The organism is Mesorhizobium sp. M0621 (genome assembly GCF_040320745.1).
Taxonomy (GTDB): Bacteria; Pseudomonadota; Alphaproteobacteria; order Rhizobiales; family Rhizobiaceae; genus Mesorhizobium.
Window position 1 is genome coordinate 25,776 of sequence record NZ_JAMYQF010000029.1, and the last position, 16,456, is coordinate 42,231.

The following is a 16,456-nucleotide window of genomic DNA, read 5'->3' on the forward strand; positions in this document are numbered from 1 at the left end:
ATGCTGCCGGACTCGAATTGCCCAAGACAAGTTTTGGGGACAAGGAGTCGCTATGACATACGGAGCTGCCAATCTGAACGACGACGCTGCAGGACCCAAAAGCACGCTTGCCAGCACGGTCTATCAGCAATTGCGGGACGATCTTCTCGGCGGTGTTCTTGAAGCCGAGAGCAAGCTGCGGGTCGAATGGGTGGTCTCCAAATATGGGGCTGGCGCGTCCCCGGTCCGCGAGGCTCTCAATCGCCTCGCCTCGGAAGGGCTTCTCGGCCGCCACGACCAGCGCGGCTTCTTCATCATGCCGATCAGCGCGTCTGAGCTTGAGGAACTGACGCGCACCCGCTGCTGGCTCGAGGAGCGGGCGCTTCGCGAATCCATCGCCCACCGCACCGCCGAATGGGAAGAACAACTCGTGCTGGCGCTGCATCGCCTGGGCCGCGCCTCACGGCTTTCGCCGCAAAATCTCTTCTCGCTCAATCCGGATTGGGAGCGGCTGCATCGTATCTTTCACCGGGCGCTGATCTCGGCCTGCCGGTCGCAATGGCTGATCGGGTTCTGCGATCAGCTTTCCGATCACGCCTATCGCTACCGGCAAATGGCCAATGACGGCGAAGGCGTCCAACGCGATGATTTCGGTGAGCATCGCCTGATCGCCGAACGTGCCCTCGACGGCGATGCCGACGGCGCCGTCGAGGCATTGATCAACCACTACCAACTGACCGCCGCCATGTGCATGAAACGCCTCGAGCAGGACGAAGTTACAAAGGCGATCGCCGGCAAGGCCGAACGCGCCCGGCGATAGCAGTTATTTTTCCCGCGGTCTTTTACACCCCATTGCCGGCAAACCGGCCGGCGTGAACCGCGTCTGCGGTCTTGACGGCGCGGCCAAGAACCGCGAACTCTTCGCCGCCAAGGCATGCCGCTCCAGGCGCATGCGCCAGGCCAGCCGTTCCGCCATCCCAGGGAAGCCTTCATGAGCAATCATCTGTTCGATGCGTTCCGGTCCCGGATGCCGGCGCCTGGGCGCCTGCTTATGGAAACCGATGACGGCCGTTCGCTCACCTATGGCGATATGCTGGAGCGCTCGACACAGCTCGCGCATGCTCTTTTGCAACTGGATATCGAACCCGGCGACCGGGTCGCCGTTCAGGTCGAGAAGAGCCCGGAAGCGGTCCTGCTCTATCTCGCCTGCCTGCGTGCCGGCGCCGTCTTCCTACCGCTCAACACCGCCTACACACTGACCGAGCTGGCGTATTTCTTCGGCGATGCCGAACCACGGCTGGTCGTCTGCGATCCGGCAAGGGCGGCCGACATCGGCGCGCTGGCGGAAAAAACAGGCGCTGCCGCCGTCACGCTCGGGCGCAATGGCCAGGGATCGCTGACCGATCAGGCCTCTCGGCTGCCAACGGATTTCCATGACGTGGCGCGCGGGCCGGATGACCTCGCGGCGATCCTCTACACGTCAGGAACCACCGGCCGCTCGAAAGGCGCCATGCTCAGCCACGAGAACCTTGCTTCCAACGCGCGCGTGCTGGTCGAGCACTGGCGCTTCACCGGCGACGACGTGCTGATCCACGCGCTGCCGATCTTCCATACACACGGCCTTTTCGTCGCCACCAACGTCATCCTGATGGCCGGCGCCTCGATGCTGTTCGAGCAGAAGTTCGATCCGGCCCGCATCGTCTCGCTTTTGCCGCGCGCCACGGCCCTGATGGGCGTGCCGACCTTCTACGTGCGCCTGCTGCAGCAGGATGGACTGGACCGTGAGGCGGCGAGAAACATCCGCGTGTTCATTTCCGGTTCGGCGCCGCTGCTGGCCGAGACGCACAAGGCCTGGCGCGAGCGCACCGGCCACGCGATCCTGGAACGCTACGGAATGACCGAGACCAACATGAACACCTCGAACCCCTATGAGGGCGAGCGGCGCGCTGGTACGGTCGGTTTCCCCTTGCCCGGCGTCGCCCTTCGCATCGCCGATCCCGATAGCGGCGTAGCACTCGCCCAAAGCGAGGTCGGCATGATCGAGGTGAAGGGTCCAAACGTCTTCGGCGGCTATTGGCGCATGCCGGAAAAGACCAAGGCAGAATTCCGCGCCGACGGTTTCTTCATCACTGGCGATCTCGGCATCATCGACGCCGACGGCTACGTCCACATCGTCGGGCGCGGCAAGGACCTGATCATTTCGGGCGGCTACAACATCTATCCGAAGGAACTCGAAAGCGAGATCGACGCGCTTGACGGGGTTAGCGAAAGCGCCGTCATCGGCGTTGCCCACCCGGATTTCGGCGAAGGCGTTACTGCTGTCGTCGTGCGGTCGCCGACATCGCAGATCACCGGGGCCGAAATTCTCGGCGCCATCGCCGGACGCGTGGCGAAATACAAGCACCCGAAGCGGGTGATCTTCGTCGACGAGCTGCCGCGCAACACCATGGGCAAGGTGCAGAAGAACCTGCTGCGCGACACCTACAAGAACCTTTATGCCTCCTAACGCAATTCCAGGAAAAGTATGAAACAGTTTTCCCGGGAAAAGCGCGGAAACAAAGTGATAGAGCGGTGGGCGGTCCGTGAAACGATGGATCGCTCTGGAATCGAGAGCCGCGTGGGCATTCGGGTCAGCCCGGGTACAACAGCTCGGAAACATGCTCGGCGATTGCCAGGCTGGCCGTCAGGCCGGGGCTTTCGATGCCGAACAAATTGACGATGCGGCCGGCGCCATGGTCGGCCGGACCCTGGATGGTGAAGTCGGCCGCCGGCTGGCCCGGCCCGGATAGTTTCGGCCTGATGCCGGCATAGGCCGGCTGCAGGGCGCCATCCGCAAGCTCGGGCCAGTAGTGCCGGATCGCCTCGTAGAAGACAGCGCCTCGGCGGGGATCGACCGTGTAGTCGAGGTTGTCGATCCACTCTACATCCGGACCAAAGCGCGCGCTGCCGGCAAGGTCGAGGGTCAGATGCACGCCGAGGCCGCCATTGACCGGCACCGGATAGATCAGCCGCGAGAAGGGTGACTGTCCCGAGAGCGAAAAATAAGTGCCTCGCGCCAGCCAGAGCGGTGGAACGAGATCTTGTGGAAACCCCTCAATCCGATTGGCCAGTGCTTGTGCATCGAGACCTGCCGCATTGACGAAGGCGCCGGCTTTCAACGTGAAGATCTCGCCCTTGGCATCGCGCGTGTCGATCCGAATCCCATCGGTTTCGATGGCCGCTCCGTCAACGTCGGTGAGGAAGACAAATGATGCGCCGGCGGCCTCCGCGTCGCCGCGCAGCGACAGCATCAGCGCCTGGCTGTCGATTATGCCGGTCGACGGCGACAGCAACGCGCCGGCGCACCTCAGCGCGGGTTCGAGGCTTTCGGCTTCTGCCTGTGTAAGCAGATCGAGATCGCCAACCCCGCAGCTCCGCGCATTGGCCCTGATCGCGCTCAGCCTGTCCAACTGATCCGGTTCGACGGCGACGATCAGCTTGCCGGTACGTTCATGGGCGACGTTGTGCTCGCGGCAATAGGCGTAGAGCCGCTCACGGCCTTCGGCGCACAGCCGGGCCTTCAGGCTGCCCGGCGCATAGTGGATACCGGCATGAATGACCTCGGAATTGCGCGAACTGGTGACCGTGCCGATCGTGCTGGCCTTCTCGACCACCAGCACCTCGCGTCCCGACAAAGCGACCGCCCTGGCAATGGCGAGCCCGACGACACCGGCTCCCGCGATGACACAATCGAAATCATGCATGTCCTGATATTACCGAGCGGTGTCGGAGCCGGCTGCAAAAACCTTGTCGCCACCGATCCAGACCCCCTTCATGTCGAGATTGTCAGACAGCGAAACGATATCCGCCGCGGTGCCGTTGGCGAAACGCCCGAGCCGGTGCGACTGGCCGATCGCCTGCGCCGGATAGAGCGAGGCCATGCGCAAGGTTTCCGACAGGTCCAGCCCGACAACCCGGTGGACGTAGCGAACGGCCGAGATCATGTCGAGATCGGCGCCTGCCAATGTCCCGTCGGCGAGCCGCAGGCTGCCATCCCTGCGGTAGATGGTACGGCCGTTCAGCGTGAACGAGGTCATGTCGGTGCCGATTGTCGCCATGGCGTCGCTGACCAGCACGATCTTGCCGGGACCTTGCTTGGCGCGCAGCGCGATCTTGATGGTGGCGGGATCGACATGGATGCCGTCGGCGATGAGCCCGGCGGACAGCACGCCGATATCGATGGCCGCGCCGGCCAGCCCGGGCTCGCGGTTGCCGATCTGGCTCATTGCGTTGAACAGATGGGTGACCATCGAGGCGCCGGCCGCGGCAAAGCTGCTGGCCTTGTGGTAGCCGGTGTCGGAATGGCCAAGACTGACGATGATTCCGGCCTTGGCGAGCGCCGAGACCCGCGCCGGGTCGACGGATTCCGGGGCTATGGTGGTGAGCAGCACCGGCAGTTTTTGCCGCGCCGCGATCAGCATCGCCTGGTCGGCGTCCGTCATCGGCCGGATCAGCGCCGGATCATGCGCACCCTTGCGGGCGATCGACAGATGCGGGCCTTCGAGATGCAGGCCGAGAAACCCAGGCACTTTCCGCAGCGCCGCTGCTTCGCCGGCGGCGATAGCGGCGGCAGTGATGTCGGGCGTATCAGTGATCAGCGTCGGCAGCAGCGCCGTCGTGCCGAAGGGCGCATGTGCCTCGCAGATGGTTTCGAGCGAAGCGACATCGGGATGGTCGTTGAGCATGACGCCACCGCCGCCATTGACCTGGAGGTCGACGAAGCCCGGCGCCAGCACGCCGCCGCCGGTCTTGACGATGCGGATATCCGAGGGGACGGCGCTCGTGGGCAAAATAGCCTCAACGAGGCCGTCGCGCACGACAAGTGCCGCGCCTTCGTGCCAGTCGTCGCCGTCGAAAATCCGGGCGCCGGTCAGGGCAAAGCGATCGCTCATAGCGTCTCCGTCACCTTGCGAAGATTGCGCGGCGTGTCCGGATCGAGGCCGCGATGGCGGGCAAAGGCCTCGACGAACATGTAGAAGGAGACGATCAGCGTCAGCGGATCGGTCAGCGGATGGCCGGTGGCGACATGCGGCAGGCGCACGGCACGCTGCGCAAGTGCCGAGGTGACGAACACCGGCGCGCCCTTGGCCGCCAGGCTGTCGGCGGCCTCAGCGATGGATGGTTCGGACGCGTCACGCGCGGCCAGCGCCAGCACCGGAAAATCGGGGCCGATCAATGCCAGCGGGCCATGCATGACTTCGGCGGCGCTATAGGCCTCCGCATGCATGCCGCAGGTCTCCTTGAATTTCAGCGCCGCCTCGTTGGCCATCGCCGCCGACGGACCGCGGCCGAGGATGAACAGCGATTTCTGCTTCTCGATCGTTTCGGCCAGTAGGCCCATCCAGTCGCAGGCGATCGCCTTGCGGAAATGCTCCGGCAAGCGGGCCAGTGCCGCCAACAGCGCGTCGTCGCCGGTGGCATGCGCCATCAAAGCGAGACCGGCAATGGCGGAGTTGATGAAGGTCTTGGTCGCCGCCACGCTGCGCTCGGGGCCGGCCAGGATATCGATGGCATAGTCCGAGGCGCGCGCCAGCGGCGAATCGGCGGTGTTGGTGATGGCGATGGTCAGCGCGCCACCGGCCCGCGCGGTTTCGGCCATGGCGACGATATCGGGGCTCTTGCCCGACTGCGAGATCGCCAGGCAGGCCGAGCCGGCAAGCCTGAGCTTGCGGCCATAGATCGAGGCGATGGACGGTCCGACCGATGCGACGGCGAGGCCCGCGGTCAGCTCGACGGCATACTTCATGAAGGTGGCGGCATGGTCGGACGAGCCGCGCGCCACGGTAACGACAAACTGCGGATCGCGTTCCTTGATGCCGCGCCCGGCCTCGGTCAGCACGGTGCCTGAGCCGTCGAGCAGGCGGGCGACGGCTTGCGGGATCTCCTCGATCTCGCGCCGCATATGGGTCATTCCTGCCGACATGGTCGGCTCTGTCGACTTGGTCGGCTCTTTACTCATGGTCGGCCCTCTTCGCTCGGCCCTGTCAGCCGCAGTTCGGCGACGAAATCATAGGCGTCGCCCCGGTATATAGAGCGGGTGAATTCGATCACCTTGCCGCTGGCCAGATAGGAAATGCGTTCGATGTGCAGGCCGGCGATCCCCGGCGGCACTTCGAGCAGGCGTGCGTCGCTGTCACCGAGATTGGCGGCGGAAATGCGCTGCACCGCCCGCACGGGCCGGTTGCCGGTCAACTCAAGCGCAGCATAGAGCGAGGAACCTATATCAGCCGGGTCGGGCAATACTCTCGCCGACAGCGAGGCGCGTTCGATGGCCAGTGGCGTGTCATTGGCAATGCGCAGGCGCGCCACCCGCGCCACCAGTTCGCTCGACGACAGGCCGAGCACCATCATTTCGTCGGGCGAGGGCGCATAAAGGCCGCGGTCGAGCCACGCCGAACGCACCGCCATGCCGCGCCGCGCCATGTCCTCCGTAAATGAGGTCAGCCGCGACAGCGACTGTTCGACGCGCTCCATGCGCGGCGCCACAAAGGTGCCGGAGCCGTGGCGCTGCACCAGAATGCCGCCCTTGACCAGGTCCTGCACCGCCTTGCGCACGGTGACGCGCGAAATGTCGGCCTTGGTGGCGATGTCGCGCTCGGAGGGCAGCGCGTCGCCCGGCCCGATCAGGCCGCGATTGACGGCATCCTCGATGCTCTTGCGAAGCTGCAGGTAGAGCGGCGCGCCGCTTTGCGCCTGATGTTTCAGCATGGCGAAGATCTGGTCGGCGGCCTCGCTCATCGGGCCGCCCCCGCGTGTCCAGCGAAAAGGCGGACCGCCATCTGCACCGCGCCGCCCAGCGCGTCGTCGAGCGGCGGCTTCAGCAGCGCCCGGTAGCGGGCCGACAGGCGCGGCGCATAGAGCGGCGCCAGCCCGCCGAGCAGGCAGAGCGGCGCGTCGTCCGCAAGGTCGAGCGCGCCGAGCGAGGCTTCGACATCTGCGACCACCCTGTCGAGGATCCAGTTGGCGACGCTGTCGCCCTTCTCGGCGTGCTCGAACACCTTGGGCGCGAAGCCGCCGAAATCGCCGGGCTTGGCATTGGTGGTGAATTCGACCACGTCTTCCGGATTGTTGCGGAAAACCGCCAGCATGCTCTGCGTCAGCGGCGAACCTTCGCGAACGCCGTCATAGGCAAGCAGCGTCTGCTCCAGCAGGTCGCGGCCGATGCGGGCGCCGCTGCCCTGGTCGCCGACCTGAAAGCCCCAGCCGCCGATGGCGCGCGATTTGCCGTTCTTGCGCGCCATGTAAGCGGTGCCCGTGCCGAGGATCGCCATGGCGCCGTCACCGGAGCCGACAGCGCCTTCCAGCGCGATCTCGGCATCGGTCTCGACGCGGCTGATGCTGAACGGCAGGATCGCTTCGAGCTGCTGTCGGTAGGTGCCGACATTGGCGCCGGCAAGGCCGAGAATGGCCGGCGTCTGCGGGATCAGCTCCGGATCCTGCGCGGCGGCGAGGAACGCCTGCTTCGCGGCCTCGACGATGTTCGACCGGGCACCGGTCAGGTCGGTGCGGATGTTGGCGGCGCCGCTTTTGGCGCGGCCAACAACAGTGCCGTCCACCGTCGCCAGGGCTGCCCGGCAGCTGGTGCCGCCGCCATCGATTCCGAGCACGAAATTCACGCGATTTCTCCTCCGGGCGGATAATACCAATAAAATACCAATAGCCAAGGATTAATTTCTGTTTCAAAAAGATTAAGCCGTATTTTATTGAAAAACTTACGTATTTCGTTGGCTCAGCGATTTCCGGTCGGCGAGTTCGTTAATGCGTGTGGACAAGTGGTATTTTTTTGGTATTGTTCTGGTATTGGAGGAACCGGGATGGCCGAAACGCGCACGGAAGCGCTTCACCAGAATGCCGAGGGGCTGGATATCCAGGCCCCGGACGCCATCCTTTCCTATTTGGCCGACGCGCAGATCGAAGCGGCAAAGGTGGTACGTCACGCCATTCCGTCCATCGCCAGGGCGGCTGAAATCATCGCGGGCAGGTTGAAGAGCGGCGGCAAGCTTGCTTATGCGGCAGCCGGCAGCTCGGGTCTGATGGCGCTCGCCGACGCGCTGGAGTTACCCGGCACCTTCGGCATACATCGCGACCGCATCGCCATCCTGATCGCCGGCGGCGACGAGGCCTTCCGCACGCTGGCCGGCGGGCCGGAAGACGATACCGAGGAGGCCGCAGCAGCGGTCGCCAACGCCGGCCTCAGCAAGGGCGACTGCCTGATCGCCATTTCCGCCAGCGGCACGACCCCCTATGCGGTGCGGGCCATCGAGGAAGCCGCTCGCCGTGGGGCTGCCACCATCGGCATTGCCAACAACCGGAACTCGGCTCTGCTGCGGCAGGCGCAAACCGCCATCCTGCTCGAAACACCGCCGGAGCTGATCGCTGGTTCGACGCGCATGGGCGCCGGCACCGCCCAGAAGATGGCGCTCAACATGCTGTCGACGCTGACCGCGGTCCATCTCGGCCATGTCCATGACGGCTACATGGTCAATTTGATGGCCGACAACATCAAGCTGCGCGACCGCGCAGCACGCATCGTCGCCGCCGTCAGCGGGCGCGGCACGGACGAAGCGGCCCGTCTGCTCGAGAAGAGCGGCGGCGCGGTCAAGACCGCCATTCTGCTCGCCGCCGGCGCCGACAGCGCCGATGCGGCGCGGAAGATACTGGAAGAGGCCGGCCAGAAGCTGCGGCCGGCCCTTTCCGCTATAGAGGGGAGCAAGGGGCGCACTGCCTCTGTTCTCATCAAAACCGAACCTGAAAAAGGTCAACAGGGAGACTGAGCATGACAACGAAACTACTGACGGCACTGCTTTTGGGCACCAGCATTCTCGGCTCGGCCGGGGTGGCTTATGCCGACGACGTAACGCTCAACATCGAAAGCTGGCGCGGCGACGACCTTGCCATCTGGAAGGACAAGCTGATCCCGGCTTTCGAAGCCAAGAACCCGGGCATCAAGGTGGTGTTCGCACCGTCGGCTCCGACCGAGTATGACGCCGCACTCGGCGCCAAGCTCGCCGCCGGCTCGGCGGGCGACCTGATCACCTGCCGCCCGTTCGACAAGTCGCTTGAACTGTTCAAGAAGGGCAACCTTGCCGACCTGTCGGCATTGCCCGGCATGGAGAACTTCTCGCCGGTGGCCAAGTCCGCCTGGCAGACCGACGATGGCAAGGCGAGCTTCTGCGTGCCGATGGCCTCGGTCATCCACGGCTTCATCTACAACAAGGACGCCTTCGACAAGCTCGGCATCAAGGTGCCGGAGACCCGCGACGAGTTCTTCGCCGCGCTCGACAAGATCAAGGCCGACGGCACTTACATCCCGATGGCGATGGGCACCAAGGATCTCTGGGAAGCCGCGACCATGGGCTACCAGAACATCGGCCCGAACTACTGGAAGGGCGAGGACGGCCGCGCAGCGCTGATCAAGGGCGATCAGAAGCTGACCGACAAGGACTGGGTCGCGCCGTATGAGGAACTGGCCAAGTGGAAGCCTTATCTGGGTGACGGTTTCGAGGCGCAGACCTATCCGGACAGCCAGAACCTGTTCACGCTTGGCCGCGCCGCCATCTACCCGGCCGGCTCGTGGGAAATCGGCCTGTTCAACACCCAGGCCCAGTTCAAGATGGGCGCCTTCCCGCCGCCGGTCGAGAAGGCCGGCGACACCTGCTACATCTCCGACCATACCGATATCGGCATGGGCCTGAATGCGGCTTCGAAGAACGCCGATGCGGCCAAGACCTTCCTGTCCTGGGTCGCCTCGCCGGATTTCGCCACCATCTATGCCAACGCGCTGCCGGGCTTCTTCAGCCTGAACTCCGCGCCGGTGAAGATGGAAGACCCGCTGGCGCAGGAATTCGTCTCCTGGCGCGGCAAGTGCAAGTCGACGATCCGCTCGACCTACCAGATCCTGTCGCGCGGCACGCCGAACCTCGAGAATGAGACGTGGGTTGAATCGGCCAACGTCATCAACGGCACCGATACGCCGGAAGCTGCCGCCAAGAAGCTGCAGACCGGTCTCGACAGCTGGTACAAGCCGGCGAAGTAAGAGCTCAGGCTGAGCGCTGCTTATCTCCCCCTCGAGGGGGGAGATGTCGCCAAAGGCGACAGAGGGGGTCGGTAGAGGCAGGCTGCGACCTGATCGCTGCTGGAAAGCACGGTCAAATGTCGATGGCGCACTGCCTTGACCGACCCCACCCGCCTCGCTTCGCGAGGCACCCTCCCCTCAAAGGGGGAGGGAGGCGCCGCGCCTTTGGCGGCATTTGCCAACCTGATCGGCGGGGACCGAACTCATGGCCGCAGAAACACGACCGAAAAGACCGTTCCGCTGGCACATCGGCATCTTCCTGGCGCCGGCGGTGCTCGTCTACACGGCGATCATGATCCTGCCGCTCGCCGGTACGCTGCAGCTGTCGCTGTTTCGCAACATCGAGCAGCACCAGGTCTTCGTCGGGCTGCAAAACTTCCGCACCCTGTTTGGCGATCCCAACTGGTCGGTAGGTTTCTGGAACGCGCTCAGGAACAATACCTGGTTCTTCATCATCCACATGCTCGTGCAGAACCCGATCGGCGTCATGCTGGCCGCCATGCTGTCCAGCCCGAGACTGAGATTCGCGGCCTTCTACCGCACGGCGATCTTCGTGCCGACCATTCTGTCCTTCGTTATCGTCGGCTTCGCCTGGAAGTTGATCCTGTCTCCGCTATGGGGCGTGGCGCCACATCTGATGGACCTTGTCGGCCTGAAAAGCCTGTTCACGCCTTGGCTGGGCAAGGAGCAATATGCGCTGACCGCGCTCAGCCTGATCTCGGTCTGGCAGTTCGTCGGCATCCCTATGATGCTGATCTACGCCGCCCTGCTGTCGATCCCCGAAGAGGTGATCGAAGCCGCCGAATGTGACGGCATCACCGGCCTGTCGCAATTCTGGAAGATCAAGCTGCCGCTGATCCTGCCGTCGATCGGCATCATTTCGATCCTCACCTTCGTCGGCAATTTCAACGCCTTCGACCTGATCTACACCGCGCAAGGGGCGCTCGCCGGGCCGAACTATTCGACCGACATTCTCGGCACCTTCCTCTATCGCGCCTTCTTCGGTTTCCAACTGCAGGTCGGTGATCCCAATATGGGCGCGGCGATCGCCACGATGATGTTCCTGATCATCCTCGGCGGCGTCTGCGTCTATCTCTTCCTCGTGCAGACGCGCCTGCGTCGCTACCAGTTCTGAGGGGAGCGTCATGCCGAGCTTGAACACCCCCCTCTGGCCTGCCGGCCATCTCCCCCTCAAGGGGGGAGATTGGATGTCATCACCGGTTTCGCCAACTTTCAGCGCAGCAGGACAGGTGGCGACATTGACGCTGCCGATCTCCCCCCTTGAGGGGGAGATGTCCGGCAGGACAGAGGGGGGTGCCTTGGCGCCGTTCCCTGGAAATGCAGCTCATCAGGAGACGCTCCAATGAGCACCGCCACCCGTTCCATGCCCCGCACCATCGGCGCCCACGCGATCCTGCTGACCTACACGGTGATCGCGCTGTTTCCGGTGATCCTGGTCATCATGAATTCGTTCAAATCCCGCGCTGGCATCTTCGGCGCGCCGCTGACGCCGCCGACGCCCGGGACATTCGACCTGATCGGCTACACGACCGTGATCGGCCAGGGCGACTTCATCCACTATTTCCAGAACAGCCTCGTCGTCACCGTCGCGTCGCTGTTCTTCGTGCTGCTGTTCGGCGCCATGGCGGCGTTCGCTCTGTCGGAATATCGCTTTCGCGGCAACTCGCTGATGGGACTCTATCTGGCGCTCGGCATCATGATCCCGATCCGCCTCGGCACCGTCGCCATCCTGCAATTGATGGTGGCAAGCGGGCTGGTCAACACGCTGACGGCGCTGATCCTGGTCTACACCGCGCAAGGCCTGCCGCTCGCCGTCTTCATCCTGTCGGAATTCATGAAGCAGGTGTCCGACGATCTGAAGAATGCCGGCCGCATCGACGGCCTGTCCGAATACACCATCTTCTTCCGCCTGGTGCTGCCGCTGGTCAGGCCATCGATGGCGACTGTCGCCGTCTTCACCATGATCCCGATCTGGAACGATCTGTGGTTCCCGCTGATCCTGGCGCCGTCGGAAGAAACCAAGACGGTGACGCTCGGCGCCCAGCTGTTCCTCGGTCAGTTCGTCACAAACTGGAATGCCATCCTGGCTGCACTGTCGCTGGCGATCATGCCGGTGCTGATCCTCTACGTCATCTTCTCGCGGCAGCTGATCCGCGGCATCACCTCTGGAGCCGTCAAGTGAGTTCTGAAACACCCCTGCGCGTTGTTGTCGCTGGCCTCGGCAATATGGGCCGCAGCCATGCGCTGGCCTATCACACTAATCCGGGTTTCCAGATCGCAGCACTCATCAACCGTTCCGATGTGCCGCTGCCGGAAGGGCTTTCGGGCTACGGCATCAGGCGTTCCTTCGATGACGCCCTGCGCGACGAAAAGCCCGATGTCGCCTGCATCGCCACTTATTCCGACAGCCATGCCGACTATGCTGTGAAGGCGTTCGAGGCCGGCTGCCATGTCTTCGTCGAAAAGCCGCTGGCAACGACGGTCGCCGATGCAAAGCGCGTCGTGGCGGCGGCCAAGGCCAATGGCAAAAAACTGGTGATCGGCTACATCCTGCGCCACCATCCGTCCTGGATCAGGCTGATCACCGAGGCACGCAAGCTCGGCGGCCCCTACGTCTTCCGCATGAACCTCAACCAGCAATCCTCAGGCCATACCTGGGAGACGCACAAGCAGTTGATGCAGACGACCTCGCCGATCGTCGACTGCGGCGTGCATTATCTGGACGTCATGCTGCAGATCACCGATGCGAGGCCGGTCGAGGTGCGCGGCATGGGCGTGCGGCTGACCGAGGAGGTCGCGCCCTCCATGTACAATTACGGCCATTTGCAGGTGCTGTTCGATGATGGCTCGGTCGGCTGGTACGAGGCCGGTTGGGGTCCGATGATTTCGGAAACGGCCTTCTTCGTGAAGGACGTCATCTCTCCCAATGGCTGCGTGTCGATCGTGATGAAGGAAGGTGTGAAGTCGGATGATATCGACACCCACACCAAGACATCGACCATCCGCCTGCACAGCGCCGCGACCGGACCGGACGGCAAATTCGCCAGGCCGGACGAAATGCTGTCGATGGAAGGGGAGCCCGGCCACCAGGACCTCTGCGACCTCGAACAGGCCTTCGTGCTGAAGGCGATCCGCGAGGATCTGGATCTCACCAAACACATGGACGACGCGGTCAAGTCGCTCGCCGTCTGCCTCGCCGCTGACGAGAGCGTGCGCAGTGGAAAGGCGGTGCGATTGTGACCGCAGAATTGTCGTCAGGGGTTGCGCTCTATGGCGCCCCCCTCTGGCCTGCCGGCCATCTCCCCCTCAAGGGGGGAGATCAGATGTCGGCACTGCCTTCGCTAACTATCAGCGTTGCAAAGCGGCGCGAGACCTTGAAGCTGCCAATCTCCCCCCTTGAGGGGGAGATGTCCGGCAGGACAGAGGGGGGTGCATTCGCGCCCACATTCCAATTTGGAGGATCGCCGTGGGCTCGCTGAACATCGAGAATGTGAAGAAGGCTTTCGGGCCGGTCGAGGTGCTGAAGGGCATCAACCTTGAGGTGAACGACGGCGAATTCGTCGTCTTCGTCGGCCCGTCCGGCTGCGGCAAGTCGACCTTGCTCAGGGTCATCGCCGGACTGGAGGATTCGACCTCCGGCCGCGTGGTCATCGACGGCGCGGATGTCTCCGTCACGCCGCCGGCCAAGCGCGGCATTGCCATGGTGTTCCAGACCTATGCGCTCTACCCGCATCTGACGGTGAAGAACAATATGGGCCTCGGCCTCAAGCAGGCCGGGACGCCGGCGGCCGAGATCGATCGCCGTATCGGCATCGCCTCGTCGATGCTGTCGCTGGAGCCCTATCTCGAGAGGCGGCCGGCGGAACTCTCCGGTGGTCAGCGCCAGCGCGTCGCCATCGGTCGCGCCGTGGTGCGCGAGCCGAAGCTGTTCCTGTTCGACGAGCCTCTGTCTAACCTCGATGCCGCGCTGCGCGTCAACACGCGGCTGGAGATCGCGCAGTTGCACCGCCGGTTGAAGGCGACGATGATCTACGTCACCCACGACCAGGTCGAGGCGATGACGCTGGCCGACAAGATCGTCGTGCTCAACGCCGGTCGCATCGAGCAGATCGGCGGCCCGATGGAGCTCTACAATTCGCCGGCAAATGAGTTCGTCGCCGGCTTCATCGGCTCGCCGAAGATGAACTTCGTCGACGGCGCGAGGCTCGGAGAAACCGCCAAAACCATTGGCGTGCGCCCGGAACACCTGACCGTCGATCCGAAGGCGGGCGCATGGAAGGGAACGGTCGTCCATGCCGAGCATCTCGGAGCCGACACCAATCTCTACCTCGATTGCGAGAAGGCCGGGCTGATCACCGTGCGGATTTTCGGTGTCTATGACGCCGAGCCAGGCGCCACGCTGTATGCGACGCCGGATCCTGCGAAGACCTATCGGTTTGGGGCGGATGGGAAGGTGCTGAAGTAGGCGGGACGCAGCCCCCTCACCCAGCCTCCGCTTCGCTCGGCTGACCTCTCCCCGAGGGGAGAGGAGATTGTCAGCGCCGACGCTCACCTCTTCTCCCCAGCGGGGAGAAGGTGGCCGCGAAGCGGCCGGATGGGGGGGCAGCGCAACCTCTACACGTCCGCCTTGAACGTCTGCTTCTGCTGGCCGAGCCCTTCGATGCCGAGCTCCACAACATCACCAGCCTTGAGGAACACCGGCGGCTTCATGCCGAGGCCAACGCCGGGCGGCGTGCCGGTCGAGATGATGTCGCCGGGGTGCAGCGACATGAATTGGCTGAGATAGGACACCAGATACTTGACGCCGTAGACCATAGTCCTGGTCGAGCCGTTCTGCATCGTCTTGCCGTTGACCGTCAGCCACATCTTCAAGTTCTGCGGGTCGGCGATCTCGTCCTTGGTTACCAGCCATGGGCCGGTCGGGCCGAAGGTGTCGCAGGACTTTCCCTTGGTCCACTGGCCCTGCCGCTCGGCCTGGAAGGCGCGTTCCGACACATCGTGAGCAACGCTATAGCCGGCAACATAGTCCAGGGCGTCGGCTTCGCTGACATATTTGGCTTTTCTGCCGATGACCACGGCCAGTTCGACTTCCCAATCGGTCTTGTCTGAGCCGCGCGGGATCAGCACATCGTCATCAGGCCCGACAATGGCCGAGCTTGCCTTCATGAAGATGATCGGTTCCGGCGGCACGGTGGCGCCGGTTTCGGCGGCGTGGTCGGAATAGTTGAGGCCGATGCAAATGAACTTCCCCGTGCCGGCGACGCAGGCGCCGAGGCGCGGGCTGCCGGAAACCGCCGGCAGCGACTTCGGATCGAGCTTCGCCAGATCAGCCAGCAATGCCGGGTCCAGCGCCTTGCCACTGATGTCGGCGACATGAGCGGAGAGATCGCGAATGGTGCCATTCGTATCGAGCAGACCTGGGCGCTCGCTTCCCACCTCGCCATAGCGCAGCAGTTTCATCTAAATCCTTCTCCTGATTGCGGCCATCGGCCGATTACAATTCGCTCCGTCGCCGCGACGACGTGGTTCCAGGGTCGGCGGAACCTAGCCAGTGGATGGTGGCCGGGCAAGCGCGGAAGCAACCTGCTTTTCCGCTAGGGAGAGCACCCTAGATCGACCAGCCGCCGTCGATATTGTAGGCCTGTCCGGACGTATAGGTGGCGCCCGCCAGATAGACGGCGAGATCGGCGATTTCTTCCGGCGTGCCGAGCCGGCCCATCGGCTGGCGGGCGATGAAGGCGGCGCGGGCGGCATCGTAATCGCCTTGCGCGTGCATGCGGTCCTGCAGCGAGGGGCTTTCGACCGTGCCGGGGCAAATGGCGTTGCAGCGTATGCCCTTGCCGACATAGTCAGCGGCGATCGCCTTGGTCAGGCCGATGACGGCGGCCTTGGTGACACCATAGGCGAAGCGGTTGGGCACGCCTTTGCCGGCGCCGGCGACCGAGGACATGTTGATGATCGATCCGTCGCCGCGCTCCAGCATGCCGGGCAGCACTGCCCGCACGGTGCGGATCATGGCGCGGACATTGAGGTTGAAGGCGAAATCGAGATCGGCATCCTTCATCTCCAGGATCGAGCCGGAATGGACGAAGCCGGCGCAATTGAACAGGACGTCGACGATGCCGATCTCGGCAAAGGCCGCCTCGACGGCCTCGTCGTTGAGCACGTCCAGCTTGCGGGTCTTGATGCCGGTGGTCTTGGCGAGCTCAGCCAGCAGCGCTTCGTTGATATCTGTGGCGTGGACCACGGCGCCTGCCTTGGCGAAGGCCAGCGCGCTCGCCTTGCCGATGCCTTGCGCCGCTGCCGTGATGACAACGACCTTGCCTGCCAGATCCGCCATGC

The 16,456-nt window shown here is 64.0% G+C and carries 15 protein-coding genes; 8 read left to right on the forward strand and 7 right to left on the reverse strand.

What is annotated here, in order from left to right; translation table 11 throughout:
* Positions 1-52 precede the first annotated feature (52 nt).
* Both NKI38_RS19835 and NKI38_RS19840 read left to right on the forward strand, forming a co-directional pair.
* Positions 53-799, forward strand: a complete 747-nt coding sequence (locus NKI38_RS19835) for a GntR family transcriptional regulator (RefSeq protein WP_352659879.1) — start codon at positions 53-55, stop codon at positions 797-799.
* A 171-nt stretch (positions 800-970) separates the two neighbouring features.
* Positions 971-2,485 carry a malonate--CoA ligase gene (locus NKI38_RS19840; RefSeq protein ID WP_352659880.1) on the forward strand — a complete coding sequence of 505 codons (1,515 nt, stop codon included), beginning with the start codon at positions 971-973 and terminating at the stop codon, positions 2,483-2,485.
* A gap of 124 nt (positions 2,486-2,609) precedes the next feature.
* Here NKI38_RS19840 and NKI38_RS19845 read toward each other — a convergent pair whose 3' ends face one another.
* The 5 genes from NKI38_RS19845 to NKI38_RS19865 are packed head-to-tail and all read right to left on the reverse strand — an operon-like array spanning position 2,610 to position 7,634.
* Positions 2,610-3,722: an NAD(P)/FAD-dependent oxidoreductase gene (locus NKI38_RS19845; protein WP_352659881.1), complete on the reverse strand. Its 1,113-nt coding sequence runs from the start codon at positions 3,720-3,722 to the stop codon at positions 2,610-2,612.
* A gap of 9 nt (positions 3,723-3,731) precedes the next feature.
* Complete coding sequence (gene nagA, locus NKI38_RS19850; RefSeq protein ID WP_352659882.1) at positions 3,732-4,910, reverse strand: N-acetylglucosamine-6-phosphate deacetylase; 1,179 nt, start codon at positions 4,908-4,910, stop codon at positions 3,732-3,734.
* Positions 4,907-5,941, reverse strand: a complete 1,035-nt coding sequence (locus NKI38_RS19855; protein WP_352659915.1) for an SIS domain-containing protein — start codon at positions 5,939-5,941, stop codon at positions 4,907-4,909. Before NKI38_RS19855 ends, nagA begins: the two co-directional genes overlap by 4 nt.
* Positions 5,942-5,973: 32 nt before the next feature.
* Positions 5,974-6,756 (reverse strand): GntR family transcriptional regulator, encoded by a 783-nt coding sequence (locus NKI38_RS19860; protein ID WP_352659883.1) that lies wholly within the window; start codon positions 6,754-6,756, stop codon positions 5,974-5,976.
* Positions 6,753-7,634, reverse strand: coding sequence for a glucosamine kinase nucleotide-binding domain-containing protein (locus NKI38_RS19865; protein ID WP_352659884.1), 882 nt, complete (start codon positions 7,632-7,634; stop codon positions 6,753-6,755). Before NKI38_RS19865 ends, NKI38_RS19860 begins: the two co-directional genes overlap by 4 nt.
* A gap of 198 nt (positions 7,635-7,832) precedes the next feature.
* On the opposite strand from NKI38_RS19865, the gene NKI38_RS19870 reads away from it, so the two are divergent.
* From NKI38_RS19870 to NKI38_RS19895, 6 genes are all read left to right on the forward strand, one after another.
* Entirely contained in the window at positions 7,833-8,792 is a 960-nt protein-coding gene (locus NKI38_RS19870; RefSeq protein ID WP_352659885.1) for an N-acetylmuramic acid 6-phosphate etherase, read from the forward strand.
* A 2-nt stretch (positions 8,793-8,794) separates the two neighbouring features.
* Positions 8,795-10,054, forward strand: a complete 1,260-nt coding sequence (locus NKI38_RS19875; protein ID WP_127382318.1) for an ABC transporter substrate-binding protein — start codon at positions 8,795-8,797, stop codon at positions 10,052-10,054.
* A 244-nt stretch (positions 10,055-10,298) separates the two neighbouring features.
* On the forward strand, positions 10,299-11,228 hold the full coding sequence (locus NKI38_RS19880; protein ID WP_352659886.1) for a carbohydrate ABC transporter permease: 930 nt from the start codon (positions 10,299-10,301) through the stop codon (positions 11,226-11,228).
* 228 nt (positions 11,229-11,456) lie between these two features.
* Positions 11,457-12,296, forward strand: coding sequence for a carbohydrate ABC transporter permease (locus NKI38_RS19885; RefSeq protein WP_352659887.1), 840 nt, complete (start codon positions 11,457-11,459; stop codon positions 12,294-12,296).
* Complete coding sequence (locus NKI38_RS19890; protein ID WP_352659888.1) at positions 12,293-13,354, forward strand: Gfo/Idh/MocA family protein; 1,062 nt, start codon at positions 12,293-12,295, stop codon at positions 13,352-13,354. Before NKI38_RS19885 ends, NKI38_RS19890 begins: the two co-directional genes overlap by 4 nt.
* 226 nt (positions 13,355-13,580) lie before the next feature.
* Positions 13,581-14,579 carry an ABC transporter ATP-binding protein gene (locus NKI38_RS19895; protein ID WP_352659889.1) on the forward strand — a complete coding sequence of 333 codons (999 nt, stop codon included), beginning with the start codon at positions 13,581-13,583 and terminating at the stop codon, positions 14,577-14,579.
* Positions 14,580-14,728: 149 nt separating this feature from the next.
* Here the strand turns inward: NKI38_RS19895 and NKI38_RS19900 are convergent, their stop codons facing one another.
* Together NKI38_RS19900 and NKI38_RS19905 are read right to left on the reverse strand one after the other, a co-directional pair.
* Positions 14,729-15,574: a fumarylacetoacetate hydrolase family protein gene (locus tag NKI38_RS19900; protein ID WP_352659890.1), complete on the reverse strand. Its 846-nt coding sequence runs from the start codon at positions 15,572-15,574 to the stop codon at positions 14,729-14,731.
* A gap of 148 nt (positions 15,575-15,722) precedes the next feature.
* Complete coding sequence (locus tag NKI38_RS19905; RefSeq protein ID WP_352659891.1) at positions 15,723-16,454, reverse strand: SDR family oxidoreductase; 732 nt, start codon at positions 16,452-16,454, stop codon at positions 15,723-15,725.
* Positions 16,455-16,456: the final 2 nt, after the last annotated feature.

What these genes read in the sequence shown, in the direction of transcription:
- NKI38_RS19835 (WP_352659879.1), top strand. Translation starts at nt 53, where the DNA reads ATGACATACGGAGCTGCCAATCTGAACGACGACGCTGCAGGACCCAAA.
- NKI38_RS19840 (WP_352659880.1), top strand. Translation starts at nt 971, where the DNA reads ATGAGCAATCATCTGTTCGATGCGTTCCGGTCCCGGATGCCGGCGCCT.
- NKI38_RS19845 (WP_352659881.1), bottom strand. Translation starts at nt 3,722, where the DNA reads ATGCATGATTTCGATTGTGTCATCGCGGGAGCCGGTGTCGTCGGGCTC.
- nagA (WP_352659882.1), bottom strand. Translation starts at nt 4,910, where the DNA reads ATGAGCGATCGCTTTGCCCTGACCGGCGCCCGGATTTTCGACGGCGAC.
- NKI38_RS19855 (WP_352659915.1), bottom strand. Translation starts at nt 5,941, where the DNA reads ATGTCGGCAGGAATGACCCATATGCGGCGCGAGATCGAGGAGATCCCG.
- NKI38_RS19860 (WP_352659883.1), bottom strand. Translation starts at nt 6,756, where the DNA reads ATGAGCGAGGCCGCCGACCAGATCTTCGCCATGCTGAAACATCAGGCG.
- NKI38_RS19870 (WP_352659885.1), top strand. Translation starts at nt 7,833, where the DNA reads ATGGCCGAAACGCGCACGGAAGCGCTTCACCAGAATGCCGAGGGGCTG.
- NKI38_RS19875 (WP_127382318.1), top strand. Translation starts at nt 8,795, where the DNA reads ATGACAACGAAACTACTGACGGCACTGCTTTTGGGCACCAGCATTCTC.
- NKI38_RS19880 (WP_352659886.1), top strand. Translation starts at nt 10,299, where the DNA reads ATGGCCGCAGAAACACGACCGAAAAGACCGTTCCGCTGGCACATCGGC.
- NKI38_RS19885 (WP_352659887.1), top strand. Translation starts at nt 11,457, where the DNA reads ATGAGCACCGCCACCCGTTCCATGCCCCGCACCATCGGCGCCCACGCG.
- NKI38_RS19900 (WP_352659890.1), bottom strand. Translation starts at nt 15,574, where the DNA reads ATGAAACTGCTGCGCTATGGCGAGGTGGGAAGCGAGCGCCCAGGTCTG.
- NKI38_RS19905 (WP_352659891.1), bottom strand. Translation starts at nt 16,454, where the DNA reads ATGGCGGATCTGGCAGGCAAGGTCGTTGTCATCACGGCAGCGGCGCAA.